Below are 22,542 nucleotides of genomic sequence, written 5' to 3'. Positions count from 1 at the left end.
TTGATAATGCACTTTAGTGCAAGATGAGCCTAAGGAGAAATGGATGAAACTTAATAAAACGTTTTTAGCAGTAGCGGCAGCAGTGCCATTATTTAGTAGTGCAGTAATGGCCGACGCTGTAAGTTCTGCAGATTTAAAAGAACGCGTATTTGGTTCAATTTTCGCAGAATACTACATGCCAGATACAGATAAAACTGAATCTGCTGCGTGGAATTACATGGAAAAAGACTGGGGCTACGGTTTAGAGTTAGGTTACTACCTAACGGAACAGTGGGCATTACGTGCAGAGTATGCCAAGTTAGACTTAAGCTCAAAGTTAGATGGTTCAGATGCTGATGGTAAACGTCTTGGTATCGCCGCAATGTACCATTTAGCTCAACTGCCGTCAGTTTATATCGTAGGTGGTTTAAATCGCATTGATGCAGTAAGAAACACAACGGCATTAAACCTAGGTGTTGGTTACAAGCATTTCTTTAATCAAAACTTCGCACTGTTTGCTGAAGCTAATCGTTTCCAAGGTATCGATAAGTCTTATGCTGACGCGGGAATAAAATTGGGTATGACTTATGTGTTTGGTACGGCAGCAGCTGCTCCAGCACCAGCACCAGCGCCTACTCCAGTTGCTCCAGCACCAGTTGCACAACTAGATTCAGACGCTGACGGCGTATTAGACAACGTAGATAAATGTGCTAATACACCGGCGAACCATAAAGTAGACGCAACAGGCTGTACTATTTACCAAGAGAAGATGGCATCAGTAGGCGATATTGATATTGAAGTTCGTTTCCCATTCGACTCAGCAGTAGTACCACAAAGCCAGCGCGTTGATGTTGAAAACTTAGGTGCGTTTATGCAGCGCTTCCCTGAATCAACAGTAAAAATTGAAGGTCACGCGTCAAACATTGGTAATCCAGCATATAACATGCGTTTATCAGAGCGTCGTGCTAATGCAGTTGCAGACATGCTGAAGAAAAACTTCAACATCGACTCATCACGTATCAGCGCAGTAGGCTACGGTGTTACACGTCCTCGCGTTGAAGGTTCGACTCGTGCAGCACACGCAGCTAACCAGCGCATTGAAGCTAAAGTAACGGCTAAAATTAAAGAGCCAGTATTACGCTAAGCAATTGTTTTAACTCAAAGCCGCTGTCAAACAGCGGCTTTTTTTTAGCCTAAATTAATGGTAATTAATATTTTTGCTAACTCTGCATAATCTAATTATGCTAGCATCATCGCTCGCCGCTAACCTTATGTAGTATTACAATAATGTAGTTTGATCTAATAGCGTGCTTGGAGTTTACAATGTCTAAATGCCATTATCTGCTAAATGTAGCAAGTTTATTTGCGCTTTTTTCGGTATCAGCTGAGCAAACACCACTGGTGTCGTTGAGCGCAAACTCTCATGTTTGCAATGCCGAATCAGAAGTAGCGCGTTTAGCTGAAAATGAACATTTACAGGAAATGGCTAAAGCACTAGTTGAATTTAAACCTACCAAATTTTGTTTTATTCTGCCCGACTCAGCTGATGTAACAATTCTCGAGCAGCAGCCAAACTATATTAAATTTGACTATAAATCCCAAGTTCTATACACCTTTCGAAAATACATTATCACAACAACCGTAGCTGCTAATAACAGTTAAAGTAAACCGCTGCGCTGCCGATAGCCTGTTAAGCCGAGCTATGGATCATCAGTATGCGACAAAACGTTATTAGCTATTTACTCATAATGTATTGTTTGACAATGTCATCAATCATTTTAGCGGTGCCGTCTACTGAACAAAACTATGCTGCAGACATAATACGTCAGTTGCCAGCAGATGAAGTTGTAGCATTAAACATAGATGAGCAACAAACCTTTATGTCGCTGCAGCGTGAAACCTTAACCAGCTATACTAAGGGTACTGCAATTTTATTACCTGATGGTAATGAGCATGCAGCAAGCTCCAAGCACATAGATCTACTGCGCCAGCAGCTAAACAGTTACGGCTGGTACACGCTAGCAATAATGCCGCCTACATTACCCGTTGAATTAAATGAAAAAAGCCTAGATAGCTACCAACAAGCGCTATTACAACGATTGAATGCAGCTCAAAAACAAGCTCAATTGCATAGTGGTGTTACCATTATTATTGCCCAAGGCACTAGCGCAGCGCTACTCAACCAACTTTTTTCCACAAATCAGCTAGCTGAACCCGCCGCCTTTATTATGCTTGGCGCTTTTCTTCCTGAGGCAACATTAAATCGTAACATCGCTAAAGCACTAGCAACACATCAGGTGCCCACACTAGATATTAGCAGTCAACAAGATAACGCTATGGTAACAAGCCAATTAAAGCTTAGGCGTCAGTTAGCAAATAAACATTTAAAAGCATTATACCGACAGCGTTTAGTTAATGGCTCTGGCTATAATGCGGATGTGCAACAATGGGTGTTTCAAGAAATATACGGCTGGCTTGGCTCAGTCGGTTTATAGTTTATCTATTATGTCGCTGCTGTTTAATAAGTTCATAGGCAGACTGAATGTCCTGAGTTTTGCGTTTAGCAACATCTAACATTTCTGCAGGCACCCCTTTGGCCATCAACTTATCAGGATGATGCTGTATCATCAATTTACGGTATGCTTTCTTTAATACGTTATCGCTAACATCCGCGGATACACCCAATAGCTGATAGGCATCTGCCAACGTATCTTTCGCGGTTTGGCCACGGCTAAAATTAGTACGTGAAGAAAAACGGCTTTGTGCCTGATGTGCCTGCAATAATCGCTCTAACTGCGCAACACTGTAGTTAAGGTAACCCGCAACCTGTTGCAGTAAGCCATATTGGCTGGCCGTCATATTACCGTCAATACAAGCAATACTTAATTGAATTTCAAGAAATAACTGCAGCACATCCTTATGTCGTCGATAAGCATAATAAAACTGCTGTAGCTGTTGCCTTAGCGGAAAACTTGCCGCTTTACCATCACGAAACGCAGCTTGAGCCTCTTTTTGTTGAAGGTTATTTAAACCTAACTGGTTCATATAGGCGGTTGCATGTTGAATATGCACCGAGGTTACCGTACCTGTGGCCTTAGCAATGTGTCCCATTGTAGAAAATGTAGTGTAATGAAATAACCCTTGTTCATCAGCACTGTCTTTAAATAAACCGCTAAAGCCGCCACCTTGCTCAAACTGCTGCCGAAACGCCTTATCAAACCAGTGCCCGAGCAAAAGACCAATAATTAATCCTGGTAGCCTCAGTAACGCCAAACCGAATAATGCACCAAGAATTTTACCCCACACATCACACCCTTATTGTTAAACCAACAACCAATACAAACGCAATAATAACGCCGCTACATGCCGCTAATACTATATCGGATTAGCAGGATTTCTAAAATTGATTTATCATAGCAAGCTCGCAATACAATGACGCTATTTAAATACAAGTAAGGCAAGAGTAACTGCATGAAACATGGGTTAGCGGTGGTTTTTTTTCTATTGGTTTTCAAAACCTTATCTGTAGCGCATGCTGACACCGTTTCTTCTGAGGTATGTTATCTGCCAGTTGAGCAACCGAAAATTCTTGCCCAGTTAAATGCCGCCGACCCAACGATCAGTATTTCATCAGATAACGTTACCCTTACAGATAATCAGCAGGCGCATTTTATTGGCAATGTTGAAATAACCTATCGTGATACTTTGTTGTTAGCTCCTCGAGCTAATTTTAGTAGCACCGCACAGAATATGACTGCTGATGGCGGTTTAACTTATTTCAATAAAGTACTGCAGGTCAGTGCCAGCCGTTTTACTGCCGACTTAGCGCACAACCAAGCTAGTTTAGACGACGCAAATTATCAATTTGCCGCCCAGGCTGGCCGAGGTTATGCAAAACAATTAACCGCATCTGAAGACCAGCTAGTACTTGAGCAGGCTTTATTTACTACTTGTCCCAGCAACGATAATAGTTGGGCACTACACGCCAAAGAAATTAACATTGAAGCTGATGAAGGCTGGGGGGAAGCTCACCACGCCATATTTAGAATTAAAGATATTCCTGTTTTATATCTGCCCTATATTACATTTCCAGTAAACGAACAGCGACGTAGCGGCCTATTATTGCCGAAGATTGGCAGCTCACAAAAATTAGGCGTTGATTTTGAACTGCCATATTATCTAAATTTGGCACCTAATTATGACCTAACGTTAACGCCGCGCTACATGAGTAAACGCGGCGCACAGCTAAAATCTGAGTTTCGTTACCTAACTGAAGCCCATCAAGGCAGTTTGCAACTTGAGTACTTGAACTCTGACAACGAGAAAGATAGTGATTTTGGCGCGCGTTATCTTAGCCACTTTAGCCACTTAAGTGATCTAACGCCAAGGCTCCGGGCTTTTATTGATGTTACCGACGTAAGTGATGATGCTTATATTAGTGAGCTGGGCTCAGATTATAGCAACCAAAGTGACACACAACTTTTACGCGAAGCAGCATTAAACTATTACGGCGAACAAGTACATTCGCAGCTTAGAGTACAAAGCTTCGAGATCTTGGGTAATTACAACAAGGCTTACAGCTCATTACCAGAGCTAAGTCTCACCTCGGCAAAACCAGTAGCCCTGTTTCCTGGTATTAATTTTGCTTGGCAAGCGCAGTATGCGCATTTTTACAATGACGAAGCTGCCATAGATCGTGCTAATCGTCTGCACCTTGAACCTAGTATCAGCCTACCCTTTGTGACTCCGGCATTCGAGTTTACTGCCGAAGCGAGTCTGCTTTATACCTATTATCAGCAGCATACTAGCGACAATAGCTTAGAGATTGATCCATCAGTGACACGTACAGTACCTAAAATTCGTTTACACTCTCGATTAAATTTTGAGCGTGAATATGATTGGTTTGGTGCACCGGCCTTACAAACATTCGAGCCACAAATTCAATATCTATATATTCCGTATCGTGAACAAAGCCCGATTGGCTTGTACGATACCACCCGCTTGCAAGACGATTATTATGGCCTGTTTCGTATCAACCGGTATTCTGGTTTAGATCGAATTAACGAAGCCAACCAGCTAACTGTTGGCTGGACCAGCCGGTTTTATGATAATGTTGATAACGAGTTATTTCGCTTTAGTTTAGGCCAAATCTTCTTTTTAAAACAACCGAGCATGTCCGCAGACCTGCTGGAAGATTTTAGCTCATCTGAATCTATGCTGGCAGCAGAGCTTATTTGGCATTGGTATCGTAAATGGTACTTTAGCTCAGCAGTACAGTATGATGTTGATAGCAACGAAGTGATGAAAAGCAGTGCGTCGCTAGACTACCGAGCAAGTGATAAAAGTCTTTTCCAGTTGAACCATAGGTTCAGCCGTGCAGTCTCAGGAGTGGAAATTCGACAACTCGGTGTGCTTGGCACGATGCCAGTAACCGATAACTGGCAGCTGGTCGGTAGTTACTATCGTGATCTGACAAATCGTCGTATGATAGATCTGAGCTTTGGTATGCAGTATGAATCCTGTTGCTGGGCCGTGCGACTGGTTGCAAAGCGGCAGGTTATGACCGATCTTAATCTGCCAGTTGGTAATTTTGCCCAAGCAAGCCAACTGGACAGTAGTGTAGGCATACAGTTTGTTCTCAAAGGTTTTGGCGACAGCGCCGGTTTTGGTGTGACAGATATGCTTTCAAACGGCATTTTTAATTATCGCCGACCGTACTTACTAACTAATTGATGTAGGAATTTATGAAGTTATTTCGACTTATCACTGCAACACTGCTGTGTTGTGTCAGTATTAGCAGTTTCGCTACTGAACGTGAAATAGACAGCGTTGCCGCCATAGTGGATAACAGTGTGGTGTTAGAAAGTGATATTGCAGACATTGTTGAGCGGGTTAAACGCAATGCCGCCGCACAAAACCAAACGTTACCGTCTGACGCTGCTCTGCGCACTCAGGCAACCGAACGTTTAATTCTTACCAGCTTACAATTGCAAATGGCTCAGCGTATGGGCATGCAAATAAGTGATGCACAGTTGGACGATACTATCCGTAATATCGCCCAAAATGAAAAGTTATCGTTAGATGCTTTTCGTCAACAAGTTATTAACGAAGAAGGTAATTACGAGCGGTTTCGTGAGCGGCTTCGCGATGAAATGATTACCGGCGAAGTGGTGCGTGCTAACGTGCAACGGCGTATTTATATTAGCCCTCAAGAAATCGATAGCTTAATAAAGCTGATGGAAGATCAGGGCGCGAGTAACGAGCAGTACAATATCGGTCATATTCTTATTGCTATTCCAAGCCAAGCAACCGCAGAAGATATTACTGAGACCAAAGATCGTGCAGATAAAGTTATGCAACTTTTACGCGACGGCAGTGACTTTAAGCGCATTGCAATAGCATCGTCTTCAGGTTCTAACGCCCTCGAAGGTGGTGACCTTGGTTGGATGAATATTAACGAAATGCCAACCTTGTTCTCTGAAGCTATTCGCGGCCGTAAAAAAACTGATATTATTGGGCCACTGCGTTCTGGTGCTGGTTTTCACATCCTCACAATTTTTGATATTCGCGGTGAAAACGTAGCCGACATCAACGAAATAAAATCTCGTCATATACTTATTAAGCCGTCAATTATCGTTAGCGAAGACCGTGCCCGCAGCATGTTGGCAGAGTTTGCCGCAAAAGTTCGCTCTGGCGAGGCAGATTTTGCAGAGTTAGCAAAGCAGCACTCTGAAGACCCGGGTTCTAAATTAAACGGCGGTGATTTAGGCTGGAGTGAGCCCAGTATTTTTGTACCAGCATTTCGAGACACTCTAAACAGATTAGCAATAAATGAGATTAGTGAGCCATTTCGCACTGAACATGGTTGGCATATCGCCCAAGTATTAGATAAACGCACCGTAGACGCTACAGCTGATAAAAAGCGCGAACAAGTGTACCGAATGATTTTTAATCGCCGCTACAACGAAGAAGCCAGTAACTTTTTACGCGAATTACGTGCTGAAGCGCATATTGAAGTCATGTCGGAGAAATAAATGACACTACGCATTGGCATTACTCCGGGAGAACCTGCAGGCATAGGCCCTGATCTGGTAATAAAACTGGCGCAGCAAGATTGGCCGGTTGAACTGGTGGTTTGTGCCAATGCCGAACTTTTAATTGAGCGCGCTGCGCAGCTACAACTGCCGTTACGGTTGCTACCTTACAATGCAACAATCAGCCCTAAAGCACAGCAAGCAGGTAGCCTAACGATAGTTGATTTCGCACTAGAAGAACCAGTGATCACTGGGCAGCTTAATGCGGCCAACGGTGGCTACGTCATACAAACCCTAACCTTTGCCGGCGAAAAAGCTATAAGTGGTGAATTTGACGCTATTGTCACTGGCCCAGTACACAAAGGTATTATCAATAAGGCGGGAATTCCCTTTAGCGGCCATACTGAATTCTTCGCGTTACAGTCTAATACCCCCTATGTTGTAATGATGTTGGCTACAGAAGGACTACGAGTAGCTTTGGCAACAACCCATATTCCTCTAGCTTATGTGGCCAAAGCTATTACCGCTGAACGCCTAACCAAGGTTATTGGTATTTTGCATCATGATTTACAACAGAAATTTGCTATAGCGCAACCAAAAATTTATGTTTGCGGTTTAAACCCACATGCGGGTGAAGATGGCCATCTTGGCCGTGAAGAACTCGATATTATTATTCCCACCCTAGATAAGCTGCGCGCGACAGGTATGAATTTAATTGGTCCTCTACCCGCCGATACCTTGTTTCAACCCAAATACTTGAACGACGCCGACGCCGTACTTGCTATGTACCATGATCAAGGCTTACCCGTACTAAAACACATGGGTTTTGGTCGTTCAGTAAATATTAGTTTAGGCCTGCCCTTACTAAGAACGTCTGTAGATCATGGTACTGCTCTGGACTTAGCGGGGACAGGCAAAGCCGACGCCGGTAGCTTATTTCATGCTGTGAACCAAGCAATTATAATGGCCACTAAAACGATGACGATAAATGACTGATAACGTACACCAAGGGCACCGCGCCCGTAAGCGCTTTGGCCAAAACTTTTTACATGACCCTCAGGTTATAGGCCGTATTGTTAAAGCCATAGCGCCTAAACCTAACGATGTTTTAGTTGAAATTGGCCCAGGCCTTGGCGCGCTAACAGAGCCTGTCGCCGAAATAGCTAGGCACTTAACTGTAGTTGAACTGGATAGAGATTTAGCCGAGCGGTTACAACAACACCCACAATTAGCAGACAAACTGACGATTTACCAAGCTGACGCAATGAAGTTTGATTTCACCAGCTTGGTAAAAAATGGCCAAAAAATGAAAGTGTTTGGCAATCTGCCTTACAATATCTCCACTCCTTTATTGTTCCACCTTTTTCAATATGCTGATTTAATTGAAAATATGCATTTTATGTTACAAAAGGAAGTTGTGCAGCGCATGACCGCCACTCATGGTAGTAAAGCTTTTGGGCGCTTAAGTGTAATGACACAGTACTACTGTGAGGCTATTCCGGTAGTTCAAGTCGGCCCCGGCGCCTTTAAACCTGCGCCAAAAGTAGATTCTGCAGTCGTACGCTTAATTCCTAGGGCCATTGCAAGCCGAGCTCCAGTGGCGGCAGAAGTATTAAACCGTGTTTGCCTAGAAGCGTTTAATCAACGCCGTAAAACACTGCGCAATTGTTTTAGCAACTTTGCGACGGCGGAGCAGATAGAGCAGCTTGGCTTAAACCCCGGATTACGACCTGAACAACTAAGCGTGGATGATTTTATACACATTGCACAATGGCTGCAGCAACAAGAGTCTGGTTTATGACATCTCATTTTAATGTGCCAGTAGAAGTAGAAACATTATATATTGCTGCGCAATCTGATCCGGCAGCAGGGCGTTTTGTTTTTGCCTACACAATTACCATTCGTAATCATAGCGACCAGCCTCTTCAGCTGTTGCGCCGCTACTGGCTTATTACCGATGCCAATGGCAAGCAAACTGAAGTAGAAGGCGACGGCGTTGTTGGTGAACAACCTAACTTAGCACCAGGTAGCAGCTACCGTTATACCAGCGGCGCAATACTAGAAACACCGGTTGGCACCATGCAAGGGCATTATGAAATGGCCACCGAACAAATGGAGCGGTTTCATGCCGCCATACCCTTGTTTAGACTAGCCATGCCTAATATTCTTAATTAATGGCTACCTACGTCATTGGCGATTTGCAAGGTTGCTATGATGCCCTTCAACGGTTGCTACAGCATATTAATTACCAGCCACAGCAAGATAAACTTTGGTTTTGTGGTGATTTAGTAGCAAGAGGTCCGCAATCCTTAGAATGTCTACAGTTTGTTAAAAGTCTCGGCAGCTCTGCTGTTACTGTATTAGGCAATCATGATCTCCATCTAATTGCTTGTTACTATGGTGTCGGTGAAGTAAAAGCACAGGACTTACTCCAGCCAGTATTTGCTAGCCCAGAACTGGACGATCTGATTCACTGGCTATGCCAACAGCCGCTGCTTCACATCAGTGAAGACCAGCGTTATATGCTAGTGCATGCCGGTTTATCACCGCAATGGTCAGTTAAACAAGCCATTGAAATGACACAGGAAGTACAGCATCAACTTCGTACTGCACCTTTGCTTCTATTGCAGCATATGTATGGAAATAAACCTAATAGCCTTGCAGATATCACAACGGAGCAAGAGCGTTGGCGATTCACTATTAATAGCTGCACCCGAATGCGTTTTTGCCGACCCAACGGTTCGTTACAGTTAAAAGAAAAGGGCCATCCGCGAAATCAGTTAAAGTTAATACCTTGGTATGAATTCTGGCGCAGTAAACTGCAACCTGAGCTATTTTTTGGCCACTGGGCGTCGTTAAATGGTTATAGTCCCGTTACTAATATACATGCACTGGATACTGGCTGTGTTTGGGGAAATACTCTCACCGCATATTGTATTGAAACCCAACAACGTTATAGTGTCGTAGGTTTTAAACCGACACAGTATAACTAATTGCGTTGTGCAAACTTGTTCAGCTTAGCATCTTAAATTAAGGTGCATTACTAATGCAAAAAGTGGGAGTTGTTATGAAGTTAACCGTTGCATTAAAAGTTAAAGGCGGATTTGGTATTATCTCGCTACTGCTATTACTTATTGGTATAACTGCTTACGGCAGTTTAAGCAGTATCAGTACCTCAACCGCTGAAGTAAATAAAGTATCTATCCCTGCATTAGAGAACAGTGCCGCAATGCAAAGTGAGTTTGTAGTAATGAGCAAACTTAACTTACAAGCCTTTAACGCCACTACACTATCTGAAATTGAGCAGCTACGGCGCCAATTTGATGCCGAACAAGAACGCTATCAGCAAGCGGCTAAACGACTAGCAATAGCAGTGCAAGATGAAGCAACACTGAAATCAGCCGCAGCTGCAGTCAATGAGTCATATAGCAACTTTACGCCAGCAGCAACACGTTTATTTGAGCAACTAAATAATAGCCTTCGCTTACGTGATGACATTGATAATAAGTTGGTAGACTTAGAAACACACGCCGATGATATGGCTTCACTTATTCTAGATTTCACCGACACCCGGGATGTACAAAAACGTTTTCCTCGCTCTTATCAAGCCGCTACCAGTATTGAAACCGGTATTAATACCCTGATCAGTAACGTAGTTGATTTAAACCGTACGGCATCTGATGCCACCGCGAATACCATCAACAATGAAATTGCTTTTCGTTTAAAAGAATTAAATGAGCAATTTGCAGTAATACAAACCGAGACTAGCGGTAAGGTTAATCTAGTAAATGAATTACAAGAAAAAATAAGCCAAATAAACACATTATTAAATGAAAATAATGGCATCCCCAATATTAAGCTTAAGCGTTTGCAAAGCACTGCCGATGCAACCGCTTTACTGGCCTCTGCTGAAGAGCAAGCCACCAATGGTATGGCAAGCCTTGCTCGGCTATTAAATCAAGCCAGTAAAGCTGCAGAAATGATTCAAAACGATTCTGCCACTGGCGTATCAAATGCCATTACTACTATATTCATAGTGGTACTACTTTCAATTATATTTTCTATTATTATTGCTACATTAACGGTGCGCAGCATTTCAATACCGCTGACCAAAGTTAACCAGATTTTAAGCGTGGTGGCATCGGGCGATATGACACAAAAACTCGATGATAGCGCTCAAGACGAGTTTGGTGACTTAGCACGTAACTGCAATACCGTAATTGGCAATTTGCAACAGCTAATACAAGGTATTATTTCTCGCTCGACTCAGCTTGCTGCAGCATCAGAGCAGACATCAGCTATTACCGTGCAAACAACTCAAGCCATTCGCGAACAGAAATCTCAGGTTACCCAAGCGGCAACTGCAACCACCGAAATGAGCAGTACCTCTCAAGGCGTGCTGCAAAGTTCTAACGACGCATTGGCTGAAATTAAAAATGCCGACAACGAAGCTGAACGTGTTAGAGGTATTTCTCTTGAGAACAAAGCAATTATTATTCAACTATCACGCGAAGTTGACCAAGCCTCAGTGGTGATCAATAAGCTGCATAAAGATAGTGCATCAATTGGTAGCATTTTAGACGTTATTCGTGGCATAGCAGAGCAAACCAACTTACTGGCATTAAACGCAGCAATTGAAGCCGCGCGCGCAGGCGAACAAGGCCGAGGCTTTGCGGTAGTTGCAGATGAAGTCCGTTCATTAGCCAGTAAAACTCAGGCCTCTACCCAAGAAATTCAAGCAATGATCCAAGTATTGCAAAGTGGCGCTCAGGCGGCAGTAGAAGCAATGAATAAAGGTAAAAAGCAAGCAGAAGAGTGTGTAGATAAAACTGAAGTAGCAACGTTGGCACTTGACTCAATTACTCAAGCGGTACATTTAGCCCACGATATGAGTGAGCAAATATCTGATGCTGCTAAAGAGCAAAACCATGTATCGCATGAGATCAGTAAACTATTGGAATCTATTGTATCTATCGCTGAAGAAACTGCATCAGGCGCAGAACAAACCTCTGAATCTAGTCATGAAGTAGCACGTTTAGCAGAAGAGCTGCGCGTATCAGTTGAGCAATTTAAAGTATAATGTAATTTGTAACAGCAATAAAAAAACCGCGAATACGCGGTTTTTTTATTGCTCAGTTAAAATGAGCTTGTCAGTAATATAAACGTCTAACTAATCACCTTCACCGGCACGAGCTTTTAATACCGCTAACAATGGCGACGCAGAATACCCATTGGCTTCGGCCCAAGCTATATCTCCAGCGTTTGCGATAGCCGTACCAGGTAACTGCTTAGCAATAAACTCACCAACGTCTACTGCGTTACTTTTAAACGCATGACGCAGCAAACTATCGCCATTGCACACCACACCATCATAAATATTGCGTAGCCGCAGTCGATAATCACTCAGTACCTTACGTAAACGGTTTTTATCATCTGCAGTTACATAATCACACATTGACGCAGCTAACTGATCATCGGCTACTGCAACCGGTGCAATTAACAACGACAGTGTTACCGCAGCACCACAAAATATAGTTGGCAATAATCTCATTCACTACTCCTTGCTGAACATCACATGAATTATATTAACAACATGTTTGTAATGGTGCAAATTATGCCGAAATCAAATTGCTCGTTCTAAGGTAATAAAACGGCATGCATAAGGGTTAGCAGAATCAGCAGGCTGCACATATTCGTCTATCACTTGCCAAGCCCCTGCACTACTCGATTGATAATCCGGAAAAAATGCATCGCCGCTTACATTTAAATCAATCTTAGTCAGGTATAAAACCTGTGCTAATGGTAAGCACTGTTTATAAATTTCGGCACCACCGATAACTACTACCTCAGCTTGCCCTTCTAATAATTCGAATGCTTGCGCCAAACTGGTTACCCACTCAGCGCCACAACTATCCAGTGGTGCAGTGCGGCTGATGACAACATTTCGTCGACCTGGCAAGGGCTTACCTATAGATTCAAAAGTTTTCCGCCCCATTACTACAGGTTTACCCAGAGTAAGGCGCTTAAAATGCTTTAAATCTGCGGGCAGATGCCACGGCATTTGGTTATCTTTACCAATTACCCGGTTGTCTGCCATAGCTGCTATCATCGAAATTATCATTTACAGATACCTTAACGTTGATAAATTACTTCTACATCGTAGTCGTCTTCATCAAAGTCATCATCGTCGTCGTCTTCATCTTCGGCAACAGGCTGAATATCAACTGGACTATCATCCCATTTAAATGTTACAGGATCAGCTATTGGGTCTGCTGGCTCTTCTACAGGTAATAGTTCTATATAATTAAGAATATCTGCAGCTAGCCTATCGGTGTTTGTCCGCCCTGCGGCAGCAATTTTAAATACTGGCCCGTCCCACTCAAGCGCAGACGTCACCTTGGCAATAATTTCTTCTAGCTCATCAGCCATCACGAGATCAAGTTTATTAAAAACTAACCAACGCGGTTTTCCGGCTAACTTTTGACTATATTTTGCCAACTCATGCACTATTGTAACTGCGTTTTCTGCAGGATCTGAACCATCCGCAGGTAGTACGTCAACTACATGTAACAATAAACGGCATCTTTCGAGATGTTTTAAAAACTGTATACCTAAACCTGCGCCCTCAGCCGCACCTTCAATTAAACCAGGTATGTCAGCGATAACGAAAGAACGGTGCGCTTCAACACGAACCACACCCAAATTAGGCACCAAAGTAGTAAACGGGTAATCAGCAACTTTGGGTTTTGCCGATGAGACAGCGCGAATAAGTGTCGATTTACCAGCATTAGGTAAACCGAGCAAGCCTACATCAGCTAATAACAATAATTCTAAACGTAAATTACGAATTTCACCGGGCGTACCATTGGTTTTTTTCCGCGGCGCTCGGTTAGTACTGCTAGCAAAACGGGTATTACCCAAACCATGCCAACCACCTTTTGCCACCAACAGGCGTTGACCAATATGGGTTAAATCACCTAATATTTCGTCGGTATCAACGTCTACTGCGCGAGTACCTACAGGTACACGTAAGGTTAAATCTTTGCCGCGCTTCCCCGTACAGTTAACACTAGCGCCATTTTCACCGCGCTCGGCGCGATGAAATTTTTCAAATTGAAAATCAACTAGGGTATTCAGGTTCTCGTCTGCAACCAGATAGACATCGCCGCCGTCGCCGCCGTCGCCGCCGTTAGGACCACCCTTTGATACAAATTTTTCACGTAAAAAACTGATAATGCCATTGCCACCATCACCGGCTTCAACTCGAATTATCGCTTCATCTACAAACTTCATTGGGTGCGTCCTGATTAATCAGTTTAATTCTAGCCAATTGCTAACTAGAACAAGTATAACTTAGGTTATTAAAACATGCCGAAAAACACATTTCGACACCTATATCACAGTTTATTTAATAAAAAACCCCGCACGAGGCGGGGTTTCTTTGAAGATTTTCAGCTTATTCGCTGACGATGCTCACAAACTTACGATTGTGTTCACCTTTAACTTCAAATTTCACTTTACCTTCGGTTAAAGCGAATAAAGTATGGTCTTTACCGATACCAACGTTAGTGCCAGCGTGGAATTTAGTACCACGTTGACGCACGATGATGCTACCAGCTAATACAGACTCACCGCCAAAACGTTTAACACCTAAGCGTTTAGCTTCTGAATCACGACCGTTACGAGTGCTACCTACACCTTTTTTACTTGCCATGTGTCGATACTCCTGTTACGCGCTGATACTGGTAATTTTCACTTCAGTAAACCACTGACGGTGGCCCATCTGATTACGTGAATGCTTACGACGACGGAATTTAACGATTTTAATTTTATCGCCACGGCCATGAGTGACCACTTCCGCTACTACTTTACCACCTTCAACTAAAGGTGCACCGATGCTGATTTGTTCGCCATTAGCGACCATCATTGGTGTAAATTCGATTGTTGCGCCGGTTTCTAAGTCTAATTTTTCAAGACGTAGAGTCTGACCTTCCGTCACACGGTGCTGTTTGCCACCACTTTGGAAAACCGCGTACATAGTTAACTCCGTACAAAGCACGCCATCGCTTTTTTAAGGGGCGTGTTAATTCAATTCACAGGGCGCGAATTGTACGCAATTTCCTATACCCCCGCAAGTAGTAATATAAAAAAGATCACTGATGTTAGAAAAGGATCTAGTTTTGAGTTGGGACTCTGTGCCTGATGGTGTAGAATTGCAGCCATTCTTTGGCTTAAGCAGTTGTTTTTCATGACGCTCGAACAGATCCAGCAGTTATCATCTGCCGATATGGCTGCGGTTAATAAACATATTTTTTCACAACTAAACTCCGATGTTGCCTTGATCAATCAATTAGGCATCTACATCGTTAATAGTGGTGGTAAACGCTTACGGCCATTACTTGCGGTATTAGCGGCTAGAGCTCTTGGCTATGAAGGCAGCGCCCACATTACCGTTGCGGCCATTATTGAGTTTATTCATACCTCAACTTTACTGCATGACGATGTCGTAGATGAATCTACGCTGCGAAGAGGTAAACAAACAGCTAACGCAGTGTTTGGTAACCAAGCTAGCGTACTAGTTGGTGACTTTCTGTATAGCCGTTCATTCCAAATGATGGTGTCATTAAATGACATGCGTATTATGCATGTGCTAGCTGACGCAACTAACATCATCGCTGAAGGCGAAGTGCTACAGCTGATGAACGTTAACGATCCAGATACCACTGAACAAAGCTATATGCAGGTTATTTACTGCAAAACAGCAAAACTGTTTGAAGCTGCTACGCAATTAGCCGCCATTATTACACAGCAACCTGAAGCTGTAGTGAACAGTATGAAATTATACGGTATGCATCTTGGTACTGCTTTTCAGTTAATTGATGACGTTTTAGATTATCAAGCTGACGCCTTAGAGCTAGGTAAAAATATCGGTGATGATCTAGCTGAAGGCAAACCTACCTTACCGCTTATTCATGCACTAAAACACGGCACGGCACAGCAAAAAGCGCTAATTAGTGAAGCGATAGAGCAAGGTAATGGCATGCTGCATCTTGATGCAATTATGACAGCACTGCACGACACCAAAGCGTTTCACTACACGCGCAACCTTGCTGAACAAGAAGCAGAGAAAGCGCGTCAAGCGCTGGCAACGCTGCCGGAATCTGCTTACAAACAAGCTCTACTGGCACTAGCCGATATTGCCGTATCCAGAACGCATTAATCGCAGTTAAGTGTATATAATAGAAAAGGCGCATCAGCGCCTTTTTTTAAGCAAAAACTAACTTAATTATTTTTTACATATTCTTCGCCAAGCGTAATATCTGCTTGCAAGGTACCTAGCATATCGTTCATCGCTTTTTGCTCAAAAGCACTTAATGTACCTATCGGCAACAACGCTTCCACACCATTTTTACCTAAGGTTATTGGCTGAGCAAAGAAACGAGCGTGTTCGCCGTTGCCTTCAACATAAGCATACTCAGTTACTTTTTCGCCTTGTAAACCTTTCACTAAAGATAGACAAAAACGCGCTGCAGCTTGGCCCATTGATAACGTCGCTGAACCGCCACCCGCTTTAGCTTCTACCACTTCAGTACCGGCATTTTGAATACGATGCGTTAATGACGCAACTTCGTCATCGCTAAAGCTTACGCCTGCAACCTGAGATAACAGAGGTAAAATAGTAGTACCGCTATGGCCACCAATTACTGGCACAGTTATTTCAGTTGGGTTTTTAGCTTTTAACTCACCAACAAAGGTTTCAGCACGAATAACATCAAGCGTGGTTACACCAAATAAGCGACGCGCATCATAAGTACCCGCTTTTTTAAATACATCAGCAGCAATTGCTACCGTAGTATTTACTGGGTTGGTAATTACACCCACTAGTGCTTTAGGGCATTGCTGTACAATAGCTTCAGCAAGCGTTTTTACTACACCGGCGTTAATATTAAATAAATCTGAACGGTCCATGCCAGGCTTACGTGGCATACCAGCAGGGATCATAACAATATCTGCACCGGCTAACGCCGTGTTTAAATCTTCTTTACCATAACCAGTTACTTTAACCGCGGTAGGGATATGACTTAAATCAACCGCAACACCCGGTGTTACTGGCGCTAGATCGTACAATGCGAGATCTGTACCTGCTGGCAAGTCTAGCTTCAGTAATAATGATAATGCCTGACCAATACCACCGGCGGCACCTAAAACGGCTACTTTCATGATTATTTCCCTCGATAACGATTGAATGAAAAACGCGCCAACAATACTGAAACCGCGTAAAAAACACAAATAGCTTAAGCTTAAAGTTTAGGCATTTTAGCGAATTTTAATCTAGTTTACTTCACAAAGTGTCGCCAGCGACGAACTTTGTTAAGATAGTGGCAATAAATTACAAAAATGAGCACGGTATGACTAAACAAGCTAAGCAAGAAGCGTTAATTCAGGCTTTTAAATCAATATTAAAAACTGAAAGCTTTGGTTCTCAAGGTGAAATTGTTGACGCGTTAAAAAACGATGGCTTTGACAATATTAGCCAGTCAAAAGTATCACGCATGTTAAGTAAATACGGTGCCGTTCGCACGCGTAACGCCAGACAAGATATGGTTTACACCCTGCCATCAGAATTAGGCGTACCAACCACTAAAAGCCCATTGCGACAGCTAGTATTAGATATTGAGCATAACGACGTGATGATCATTATTCGTACTAGCCCTGGTGCAGCACAGCTTATTGCACGATTACTTGACTCGGTAGGCAAAGCGGAAGGCGTACTGGGAACTATCGCGGGTGATGATACGATTTTCATTGCTCCTATAAGCGTAAAAAATATAGATTTTACGCTTACTAAGGTTACTGAATTATTTGAGAAAGTGTAATTAAAGCTTAAATTTAATCTGTGGCTGATAACTCAAGAAAACTGATAGAGGGTGCGAAGAACGCTGCACTCAATTCAATATGATGATAAGCCAGCAGTAAGTCTGCCCCCACCGCATGCTCTGCTATACCTAAACGTTGATATAGTTGCTCATTCAATGCTTCAGGACTAGCGGCAAAACTCATTTGAATTAAGCCCTGACGTTTTAGCTGATAAAACGGCATATTTTGTTGTAGTACCATGGTATTTTGTTCGCCGTGTTTTTGCATAACGGCAAAATGGCTATCTGCAAGCAACAATTCTGCCGGTAAGGGCTTACCAGATACTTTATAACAGCCCATAATTTCTTCTTGGTCTACTACCGCTAATTGTTGCCATGCTTGCTGATCAAAACATAAATATTGTAGGTATAAATAACTACCTGCAGCAAAAACAGGTTGTTGCTCAGTATTTATTAACGCAACCGGCCGTCTAGTTCGTGTTCCGGGATTATAAGGTGCATCAATAAAACCAGTAAGGTTACGGCCATCTAAATAACGAAAACCTTGCAACTGTTCTTGCACTTCAACGTGGCTTTGCAATAGCTGTAATACTTGCTGACAAGCAATAATATTAACATCAAGCCGGTCTGAACGAATTTGGATCAATAGATCTATAGGTACTGGCGCCATACCAATATCATTCGCATCTATCTCTGGAAAGGTTTTTAAGGCTGCTGGCCTGGCATCAGGATAAAGCACATCCCAATAGTTACTGCCTACAGCAACCATGCCCGTTAACATCGCCTCAGAAAAATGACCCGCCAAACGATCAAACAACTGCGAGATACGTGCTAACTTATAACGCAATACCTTTTCATGGCCCTCAAAAGCATTTAATAGCAGATAAGTACCATGTAAATTTGCTTCAGCACATATTCCCAACTGTTCTCTTGCCACATCTATTCCTTTAAATCACTAAGTCCAATTCTTCTGTAAGATAAAACAACCTTTAAGCCTGCCACTTTGTGAGATATATCTCACAAATGACTGGGTTTAAGCGCTATTCACATTAAGATGAAATAGCAGTAAACACCGTAACATAATGAAATTAAACAATTAAAAATTAAATTTCACAAATTACATTATTCTTACAGCAAGTTAATTCAAAAAAACCACTGCTTTAACAAAGCTGAAAAGTTGATAATAGCTTTGTCAACGGATAGACCCAACAGGATGTAGGGTACAGCTGCAGGATGCAGTAGATTGCTAGGATAGCACAAGGATGAATAACAGGACACGCTCAGGAAGAGTATGCTTTTTTCAGTTTCATCACTGGCGCTGGAAGTAGCGAGAAAGATAAAGGAACTCTTAGGATGAGAGCGCATTGTCAGGATGACGATGCTTAAGGATAGCAGGACAAGCAAGACGCTTTAGGAACACCCTAGGATGGGGCCAAGGAAGAGCTACTACGGACAGTATCGTCAGGATGACGAAAGAATATTAGAGAGGCCGCGCAGTTTGCGGCCAACTCCTTCTGCACACTAACTTCAATATTTTTCGGTAATTCACGTCAATAACTAACTTAACTTGTACGAGTTATATTTTATGCTCGGTTTAAGTTACTTGCTAAAAAAAGCCCCGCATAGCAGGGCAAAACAACCAAGGTCCACGTGTAACACCGTTATTGGCATAGCAGCTTTGCTATACTTGCTAGGCAACTAACCACTTCATTCATCACTCTATTGCTGCAGCTCGACGATACGCTTCATAGCAGTCATATAACCTCGCAATTTTTTACCTACAACTTCAACAGGATGCTGCCTAATTGCCTCATTTACGGCAATCAGCTTTAGGTTATCAACACCGTATCGGCCGACTAAACCTTGGCCTATGTAGTCGCTAGTTAAGTTATTAATCGTATCTTTTAATAATGGCACTGCCGCATGCGAAAATAAGTAGTTACCATATTCTGCGGTATCCGAAATAACAACATTCATCTCATACAACCGCTTACGCGCAATGGTATTAGCAATCAAAGGTGTTTCATGCAACGATTCGTAGTAGGCGGATTCAGCTACAATACCGGCATCAACCATAATTTCAAATGCCAACTCAACGCCGGCTTTCACCATGGCAACAAGCAAGGTGCCATGATCAAAATATTCTTGCTCAGCAATAGTTTCTGCAGACACCGGCGCTTGCTCAAAACCGCTACTTCGGGTTTGCTCTCGCCATGTTAATAGGTTTTTATCGTCATTAGCCCAATCGATCATCATGGTACGCGAAAATTCGCCGCTAATAATATCGTCCATATGTTTTTCAAATAACGGCCGCAATGTCTGCTTAAGTTGTTCTGCTAACTCAAAGGCTTTAATTTTTTCGGGGTTACTTAAACGGTCCATCATGTTAGTAATACCGCCGTGCTTTAATGCTTCGGTTACTGTTTCCCAACCGTATTGTATAAGTTTGGCCGCGTAACCGGCTTCAATGCCATCAGCAATCATTTTATCAAAGGCTAAAATTGCCCCCGTTTGCAACATGCCGCATAAAATCGTTTGCTCGCCCATTAAGTCTGACTTAACTTCAGCGATAAATGACGACTGTAATACACCGGCACGGTCGCCGCCTGTAGCAGAAGCATAAGCCTTAGCAATAGCCAATCCCTGCCCATTGGGGTCATTTTCTGGATGCACGGCTATTAATGTTGGTACGCCAAAGCCGCGTTTATATTCTTCGCGCACTTCGGTACCTGGGCACTTAGGTGCTACCATTATTACCGTGATATCCGGTCGAATTTGCTTACCCTCCTCCACTATATTAAAACCATGTGAATAGGCTAGCGTCGCGCCCTGCTTCATTAATGGCATAATGGCTTCAACTACTGCGCTATGTTGCTTATCTGGTGTTAAGTTCAGGACTAAATCTGCGCTAGGAATTAACTGCACGTAGGTACCCACAGCAAAATTATTGCTCGTCGCTTTAATAAAGGATGCACGCTGTTCGGTAATCGCTTCAGCCCGCAGCGCATAGCGAATTGTTAAGCCGGAATCACGCATATTTAAACCTTGGTTTAAGCCTTGAGCACCGCAACCAACAATGACGATATTCCAACCTTTTATTAGTTCGCAGCCTTCTATAAACTCAGCTTTATCCATAAAACGGCATTGGCCCAGTTGAGCCAACTGTTGGCGTAAATTCAGTGTATTAAAGTAATTAGCCATACAACTTATCCTAAAATGGGTATTAACAGCTGCCAGCTAAGGCTTGCTTGAATAGGTTGATACTACCTACTGGTTTTAATTGCGTGAAGTGATATATTAACAAGTCTATATTTCACTTTTTGCAATACACTTATTATGGATACACGCAGCGCTCAGCTATTTCTGCACCTTGCTAGCAGTTTAAATTTTAGTAAAACCAGCGAACAAATGTATGTTAGCCCACCGACATTAACTCGCGTGATCCAACGGTTAGAGGCAGAGTTAGTAACCGAATTATTTTTTCGTGATAAACGCTCGGTAAAATTGACGGCTGCTGGCCTGCGTTTTCAACAGTTCGTAAGATTATGGTTAGATGAATGGCATCAGTTACAGGTAGATTTACAACTGGCCAGTGCCGAGCTTACTGGTGAAATTCGGCTATTTTGCACAGTTACCGCAAGTTATAGTCACTTACCAACGATCTTAGATCGTTTCAGGTTAATATGCCCAAAGGCAGAACTAAAACTAACAACAGGTGATGCAGCATCGGCTATTGAAAAAGTGCGCTTAGGCGAAGTTGATATTGCGCTAGCTGCTCACCCATTGCAGTTACCCACTAATTTAGCCTTTCGCAGTATTGCTAGCCTTCCGGTGCAGCTAATCGCACCTAACATTCCCTGCAAAGTGAATGATTTACTACAACAAACGCCCGTTCCTTGGCAGAAAATCCCAATGATTTTGCCTGAGCATGGCCCTGCACGTAGTCGCTTTGACAACTGGCTACAGCAAATGGCGGTTGTACCTCAAGTTGTTGCGAAAGTAGATGGCCACGAAGCTATGGTATCAATGGTAGCGTTGGGAACGGGCATTGCTTTAGTTGCAGATGCGGTAGTAGTTAACAGCCCGGTAAAAGATAGAGTACGGAATATAGAATTGGATTATCGGTTTGAGCCATTTGATCTTGGCGTTTGTATGCTAAACAAGCGACTGCATGAGCCACTTATTCAAGCATTTTGGCAAGTTGCTACCGCTAAAAATTAAGTTAGCGGTAGCAAGTGTTACTTAACTACTTTCAGGTGCGAAGCGCGTTTAGGTTTGGTTGGTTCTGGCGGTTCTGGTTCATGATTCAGATCTTCATCAAAAATCTCTGCTTCATCTTCCTCTTCTTCCAGTGTAAATACGGTGCCAGCGCCATTTTCGCGAGCATAAATAGCTAAAACGGCGGTTACCGGAATATACAACGCAAATGGTTGTCCACCAAACCGAGCGCTAAAGGTAACAGCATCGTTACCTAACTGCAGATTACCCACGGCTGACGGTGCGGTGTTTAGCACAATTTGTCCGTTCTGGATAAATTGGGTTGGTACTTTCACGTCATCTACGGTCGCGTCTACCACTAAATACGGCGTACAGTTGTTATCTACAATCCACTCGTAAAACGCCCTAAGCAAATAGGGACGGTTTGGTGTCAT

General features: G+C 43.0%; 23 protein-coding genes. 13 read left to right on the top strand and 10 right to left on the bottom strand.

Features of this window, described 5'->3' with window-relative positions:
* The first annotated feature begins 43 nt into the window (after nt 1-43).
* From MN199_RS00565 to MN199_RS00555, 3 genes are all read left to right on the top strand, one after another.
* Entirely contained in the window at nt 44-1,123 is a 1,080-nt protein-coding gene (locus tag MN199_RS00565) for an OmpA family protein (protein ID WP_132581316.1), read from the top strand.
* A 179-nt stretch (nt 1,124-1,302) separates the two neighbouring features.
* Nucleotides 1,303-1,641, top strand: a complete 339-nt coding sequence (locus MN199_RS00560; protein ID WP_132581314.1) for a hypothetical protein — start codon at nt 1,303-1,305, stop codon at nt 1,639-1,641.
* A gap of 101 nt (nt 1,642-1,742) precedes the next feature.
* Nucleotides 1,743-2,474 carry a DUF3530 family protein gene (locus tag MN199_RS00555; RefSeq protein WP_335738064.1) on the top strand — a complete coding sequence of 244 codons (732 nt, stop codon included), beginning with the start codon at nt 1,743-1,745 and terminating at the stop codon, nt 2,472-2,474.
* 1 nt (nt 2,475) lies between these two features.
* Here MN199_RS00555 and djlA read toward each other — a convergent pair whose 3' ends face one another.
* Complete coding sequence (gene djlA, locus MN199_RS00550) at nt 2,476-3,285, bottom strand: co-chaperone DjlA (protein WP_335738063.1); 810 nt, start codon at nt 3,283-3,285, stop codon at nt 2,476-2,478.
* A gap of 165 nt (nt 3,286-3,450) precedes the next feature.
* Between djlA and MN199_RS00545 the strand changes: the two genes are divergently transcribed.
* The 7 genes from MN199_RS00545 to MN199_RS00515 all read left to right on the top strand — a co-directional run bounded on the left by MN199_RS00545 (nt 3,451) and on the right by MN199_RS00515 (nt 12,093).
* Complete coding sequence (locus MN199_RS00545) at nt 3,451-5,712, top strand: LPS-assembly protein LptD (protein ID WP_335738062.1); 2,262 nt, start codon at nt 3,451-3,453, stop codon at nt 5,710-5,712.
* An 11-nt stretch (nt 5,713-5,723) separates the two neighbouring features.
* A complete protein-coding gene (gene surA, locus MN199_RS00540) occupies nt 5,724-7,013 on the top strand; it encodes a peptidylprolyl isomerase SurA (RefSeq protein ID WP_335738061.1) in 1,290 nt (429 codons plus the stop codon).
* The gene (gene pdxA / locus MN199_RS00535) at nt 7,014-8,009 is read left to right on the top strand and encodes a 4-hydroxythreonine-4-phosphate dehydrogenase PdxA (RefSeq protein ID WP_207903119.1); all 996 of its coding nucleotides are present in this window, start codon (nt 7,014-7,016) and stop codon (nt 8,007-8,009) included.
* The gene (rsmA, locus tag MN199_RS00530; RefSeq protein WP_335738060.1) at nt 8,002-8,814 is read left to right on the top strand and encodes a 16S rRNA (adenine(1518)-N(6)/adenine(1519)-N(6))-dimethyltransferase RsmA; all 813 of its coding nucleotides are present in this window, start codon (nt 8,002-8,004) and stop codon (nt 8,812-8,814) included. Before pdxA ends, rsmA begins: the two co-directional genes overlap by 8 nt.
* Nucleotides 8,811-9,188: a Co2+/Mg2+ efflux protein ApaG gene (gene apaG, locus MN199_RS00525; protein ID WP_335738059.1), complete on the top strand. Its 378-nt coding sequence runs from the start codon at nt 8,811-8,813 to the stop codon at nt 9,186-9,188. Before rsmA ends, apaG begins: the two co-directional genes overlap by 4 nt.
* Nucleotides 9,188-10,006, top strand: coding sequence for a symmetrical bis(5'-nucleosyl)-tetraphosphatase (locus MN199_RS00520; protein ID WP_132581302.1), 819 nt, complete (start codon nt 9,188-9,190; stop codon nt 10,004-10,006). The genes apaG and MN199_RS00520 overlap by 1 nt, the downstream gene beginning before the upstream one ends.
* 74 nt (nt 10,007-10,080) lie before the next feature.
* Complete coding sequence (locus MN199_RS00515) at nt 10,081-12,093, top strand: methyl-accepting chemotaxis protein (RefSeq protein WP_335738058.1); 2,013 nt, start codon at nt 10,081-10,083, stop codon at nt 12,091-12,093.
* 90 nt (nt 12,094-12,183) lie between these two features.
* Here the strand turns inward: MN199_RS00515 and MN199_RS00510 are convergent, their stop codons facing one another.
* The 5 genes from MN199_RS00510 to rplU all read right to left on the bottom strand — a co-directional run bounded on the left by MN199_RS00510 (nt 12,184) and on the right by rplU (nt 15,051).
* Entirely contained in the window at nt 12,184-12,564 is a 381-nt protein-coding gene (locus tag MN199_RS00510) for a DUF3718 domain-containing protein (RefSeq protein ID WP_335738057.1), read from the bottom strand.
* Between the two features lie 72 nt (nt 12,565-12,636).
* Nucleotides 12,637-13,122, bottom strand: a complete 486-nt coding sequence (folA, locus tag MN199_RS00505) for a type 3 dihydrofolate reductase (RefSeq protein ID WP_418338056.1) — start codon at nt 13,120-13,122, stop codon at nt 12,637-12,639.
* Nucleotides 13,123-13,145: 23 nt separating this feature from the next.
* The gene (gene cgtA, locus MN199_RS00500) at nt 13,146-14,306 is read right to left on the bottom strand and encodes an Obg family GTPase CgtA (protein WP_132581294.1); all 1,161 of its coding nucleotides are present in this window, start codon (nt 14,304-14,306) and stop codon (nt 13,146-13,148) included.
* Nucleotides 14,307-14,469: 163 nt separating this feature from the next.
* Nucleotides 14,470-14,727 carry a 50S ribosomal protein L27 gene (gene rpmA, locus MN199_RS00495; protein ID WP_008220951.1) on the bottom strand — a complete coding sequence of 86 codons (258 nt, stop codon included), beginning with the start codon at nt 14,725-14,727 and terminating at the stop codon, nt 14,470-14,472.
* Between the two features lie 15 nt (nt 14,728-14,742).
* Nucleotides 14,743-15,051, bottom strand: coding sequence for a 50S ribosomal protein L21 (gene rplU / locus MN199_RS00490; protein ID WP_132581292.1), 309 nt, complete (start codon nt 15,049-15,051; stop codon nt 14,743-14,745).
* A 210-nt stretch (nt 15,052-15,261) separates the two neighbouring features.
* Between rplU and ispB the strand changes: the two genes are divergently transcribed.
* Nucleotides 15,262-16,233: an octaprenyl diphosphate synthase gene (gene ispB / locus MN199_RS00485; RefSeq protein WP_132581290.1), complete on the top strand. Its 972-nt coding sequence runs from the start codon at nt 15,262-15,264 to the stop codon at nt 16,231-16,233.
* Nucleotides 16,234-16,295: 62 nt separating this feature from the next.
* Here ispB and mdh read toward each other — a convergent pair whose 3' ends face one another.
* On the bottom strand, nt 16,296-17,234 hold the full coding sequence (mdh, locus tag MN199_RS00480) for a malate dehydrogenase (protein WP_335738056.1): 939 nt from the start codon (nt 17,232-17,234) through the stop codon (nt 16,296-16,298).
* Nucleotides 17,235-17,422: 188 nt separating this feature from the next.
* On the opposite strand from mdh, the gene argR reads away from it, so the two are divergent.
* On the top strand, nt 17,423-17,890 hold the full coding sequence (gene argR, locus MN199_RS00475) for a transcriptional regulator ArgR (protein ID WP_132581286.1): 468 nt from the start codon (nt 17,423-17,425) through the stop codon (nt 17,888-17,890).
* Nucleotides 17,891-17,903: 13 nt separating this feature from the next.
* Here the strand turns inward: argR and MN199_RS00470 are convergent, their stop codons facing one another.
* Both MN199_RS00470 and ilvC read right to left on the bottom strand, forming a co-directional pair.
* Complete coding sequence (locus MN199_RS00470; RefSeq protein WP_132581284.1) at nt 17,904-18,827, bottom strand: Dyp-type peroxidase; 924 nt, start codon at nt 18,825-18,827, stop codon at nt 17,904-17,906.
* 782 nt (nt 18,828-19,609) lie between these two features.
* Complete coding sequence (ilvC, locus tag MN199_RS00465) at nt 19,610-21,091, bottom strand: ketol-acid reductoisomerase (protein WP_335738055.1); 1,482 nt, start codon at nt 21,089-21,091, stop codon at nt 19,610-19,612.
* Nucleotides 21,092-21,226: 135 nt separating this feature from the next.
* On the opposite strand from ilvC, the gene ilvY reads away from it, so the two are divergent.
* Nucleotides 21,227-22,111: an HTH-type transcriptional activator IlvY gene (ilvY, locus tag MN199_RS00460; RefSeq protein ID WP_335738054.1), complete on the top strand. Its 885-nt coding sequence runs from the start codon at nt 21,227-21,229 to the stop codon at nt 22,109-22,111.
* Nucleotides 22,112-22,128: 17 nt separating this feature from the next.
* Here the strand turns inward: ilvY and MN199_RS00455 are convergent, their stop codons facing one another.
* Nucleotides 22,129-22,542 (bottom strand): ClpXP protease specificity-enhancing factor, encoded by a 414-nt coding sequence (locus MN199_RS00455; RefSeq protein ID WP_132586628.1) that lies wholly within the window; start codon nt 22,540-22,542, stop codon nt 22,129-22,131.

Source organism: Rheinheimera metallidurans, assembly GCF_036983985.1.
GTDB classification, from domain to species: Bacteria; Pseudomonadota; Gammaproteobacteria; order Enterobacterales; family Alteromonadaceae; genus Alishewanella; species Alishewanella metallidurans.
Note: the sequence above shows the minus strand (reverse complement) of the source record. Positions and strands in the feature narration are given on the sequence as shown.

Excerpts from the sequence above, each read along its gene's own strand:
- MN199_RS00565 (WP_132581316.1), top strand. The coding sequence starts at position 44 with ATGAAACTTAATAAAACGTTTTTAGCAGTAGCGGCAGCAGTGCCATTA.
- MN199_RS00560 (WP_132581314.1), top strand. The coding sequence starts at position 1,303 with ATGTCTAAATGCCATTATCTGCTAAATGTAGCAAGTTTATTTGCGCTT.
- MN199_RS00555 (WP_335738064.1), top strand. The coding sequence starts at position 1,743 with ATGTCATCAATCATTTTAGCGGTGCCGTCTACTGAACAAAACTATGCT.
- MN199_RS00545 (WP_335738062.1), top strand. The coding sequence starts at position 3,451 with ATGAAACATGGGTTAGCGGTGGTTTTTTTTCTATTGGTTTTCAAAACC.
- surA (WP_335738061.1), top strand. The coding sequence starts at position 5,724 with ATGAAGTTATTTCGACTTATCACTGCAACACTGCTGTGTTGTGTCAGT.
- pdxA (WP_207903119.1), top strand. The coding sequence starts at position 7,014 with ATGACACTACGCATTGGCATTACTCCGGGAGAACCTGCAGGCATAGGC.
- rsmA (WP_335738060.1), top strand. The coding sequence starts at position 8,002 with ATGACTGATAACGTACACCAAGGGCACCGCGCCCGTAAGCGCTTTGGC.
- apaG (WP_335738059.1), top strand. The coding sequence starts at position 8,811 with ATGACATCTCATTTTAATGTGCCAGTAGAAGTAGAAACATTATATATT.
- MN199_RS00520 (WP_132581302.1), top strand. The coding sequence starts at position 9,188 with ATGGCTACCTACGTCATTGGCGATTTGCAAGGTTGCTATGATGCCCTT.
- MN199_RS00515 (WP_335738058.1), top strand. The coding sequence starts at position 10,081 with ATGAAGTTAACCGTTGCATTAAAAGTTAAAGGCGGATTTGGTATTATC.
- MN199_RS00510 (WP_335738057.1), bottom strand. The coding sequence starts at position 12,564 with ATGAGATTATTGCCAACTATATTTTGTGGTGCTGCGGTAACACTGTCG.
- folA (WP_418338056.1), bottom strand. The coding sequence starts at position 13,122 with ATGATAGCAGCTATGGCAGACAACCGGGTAATTGGTAAAGATAACCAA.
- cgtA (WP_132581294.1), bottom strand. The coding sequence starts at position 14,306 with ATGAAGTTTGTAGATGAAGCGATAATTCGAGTTGAAGCCGGTGATGGT.
- rpmA (WP_008220951.1), bottom strand. The coding sequence starts at position 14,727 with ATGGCAAGTAAAAAAGGTGTAGGTAGCACTCGTAACGGTCGTGATTCA.
- rplU (WP_132581292.1), bottom strand. The coding sequence starts at position 15,051 with ATGTACGCGGTTTTCCAAAGTGGTGGCAAACAGCACCGTGTGACGGAA.
- ispB (WP_132581290.1), top strand. The coding sequence starts at position 15,262 with ATGACGCTCGAACAGATCCAGCAGTTATCATCTGCCGATATGGCTGCG.
- mdh (WP_335738056.1), bottom strand. The coding sequence starts at position 17,234 with ATGAAAGTAGCCGTTTTAGGTGCCGCCGGTGGTATTGGTCAGGCATTA.
- argR (WP_132581286.1), top strand. The coding sequence starts at position 17,423 with ATGACTAAACAAGCTAAGCAAGAAGCGTTAATTCAGGCTTTTAAATCA.
- ilvC (WP_335738055.1), bottom strand. The coding sequence starts at position 21,091 with ATGGCTAATTACTTTAATACACTGAATTTACGCCAACAGTTGGCTCAA.
- ilvY (WP_335738054.1), top strand. The coding sequence starts at position 21,227 with ATGGATACACGCAGCGCTCAGCTATTTCTGCACCTTGCTAGCAGTTTA.
- MN199_RS00455 (WP_132586628.1), bottom strand. The coding sequence starts at position 22,542 with ATGACACCAAACCGTCCCTATTTGCTTAGGGCGTTTTACGAGTGGATT.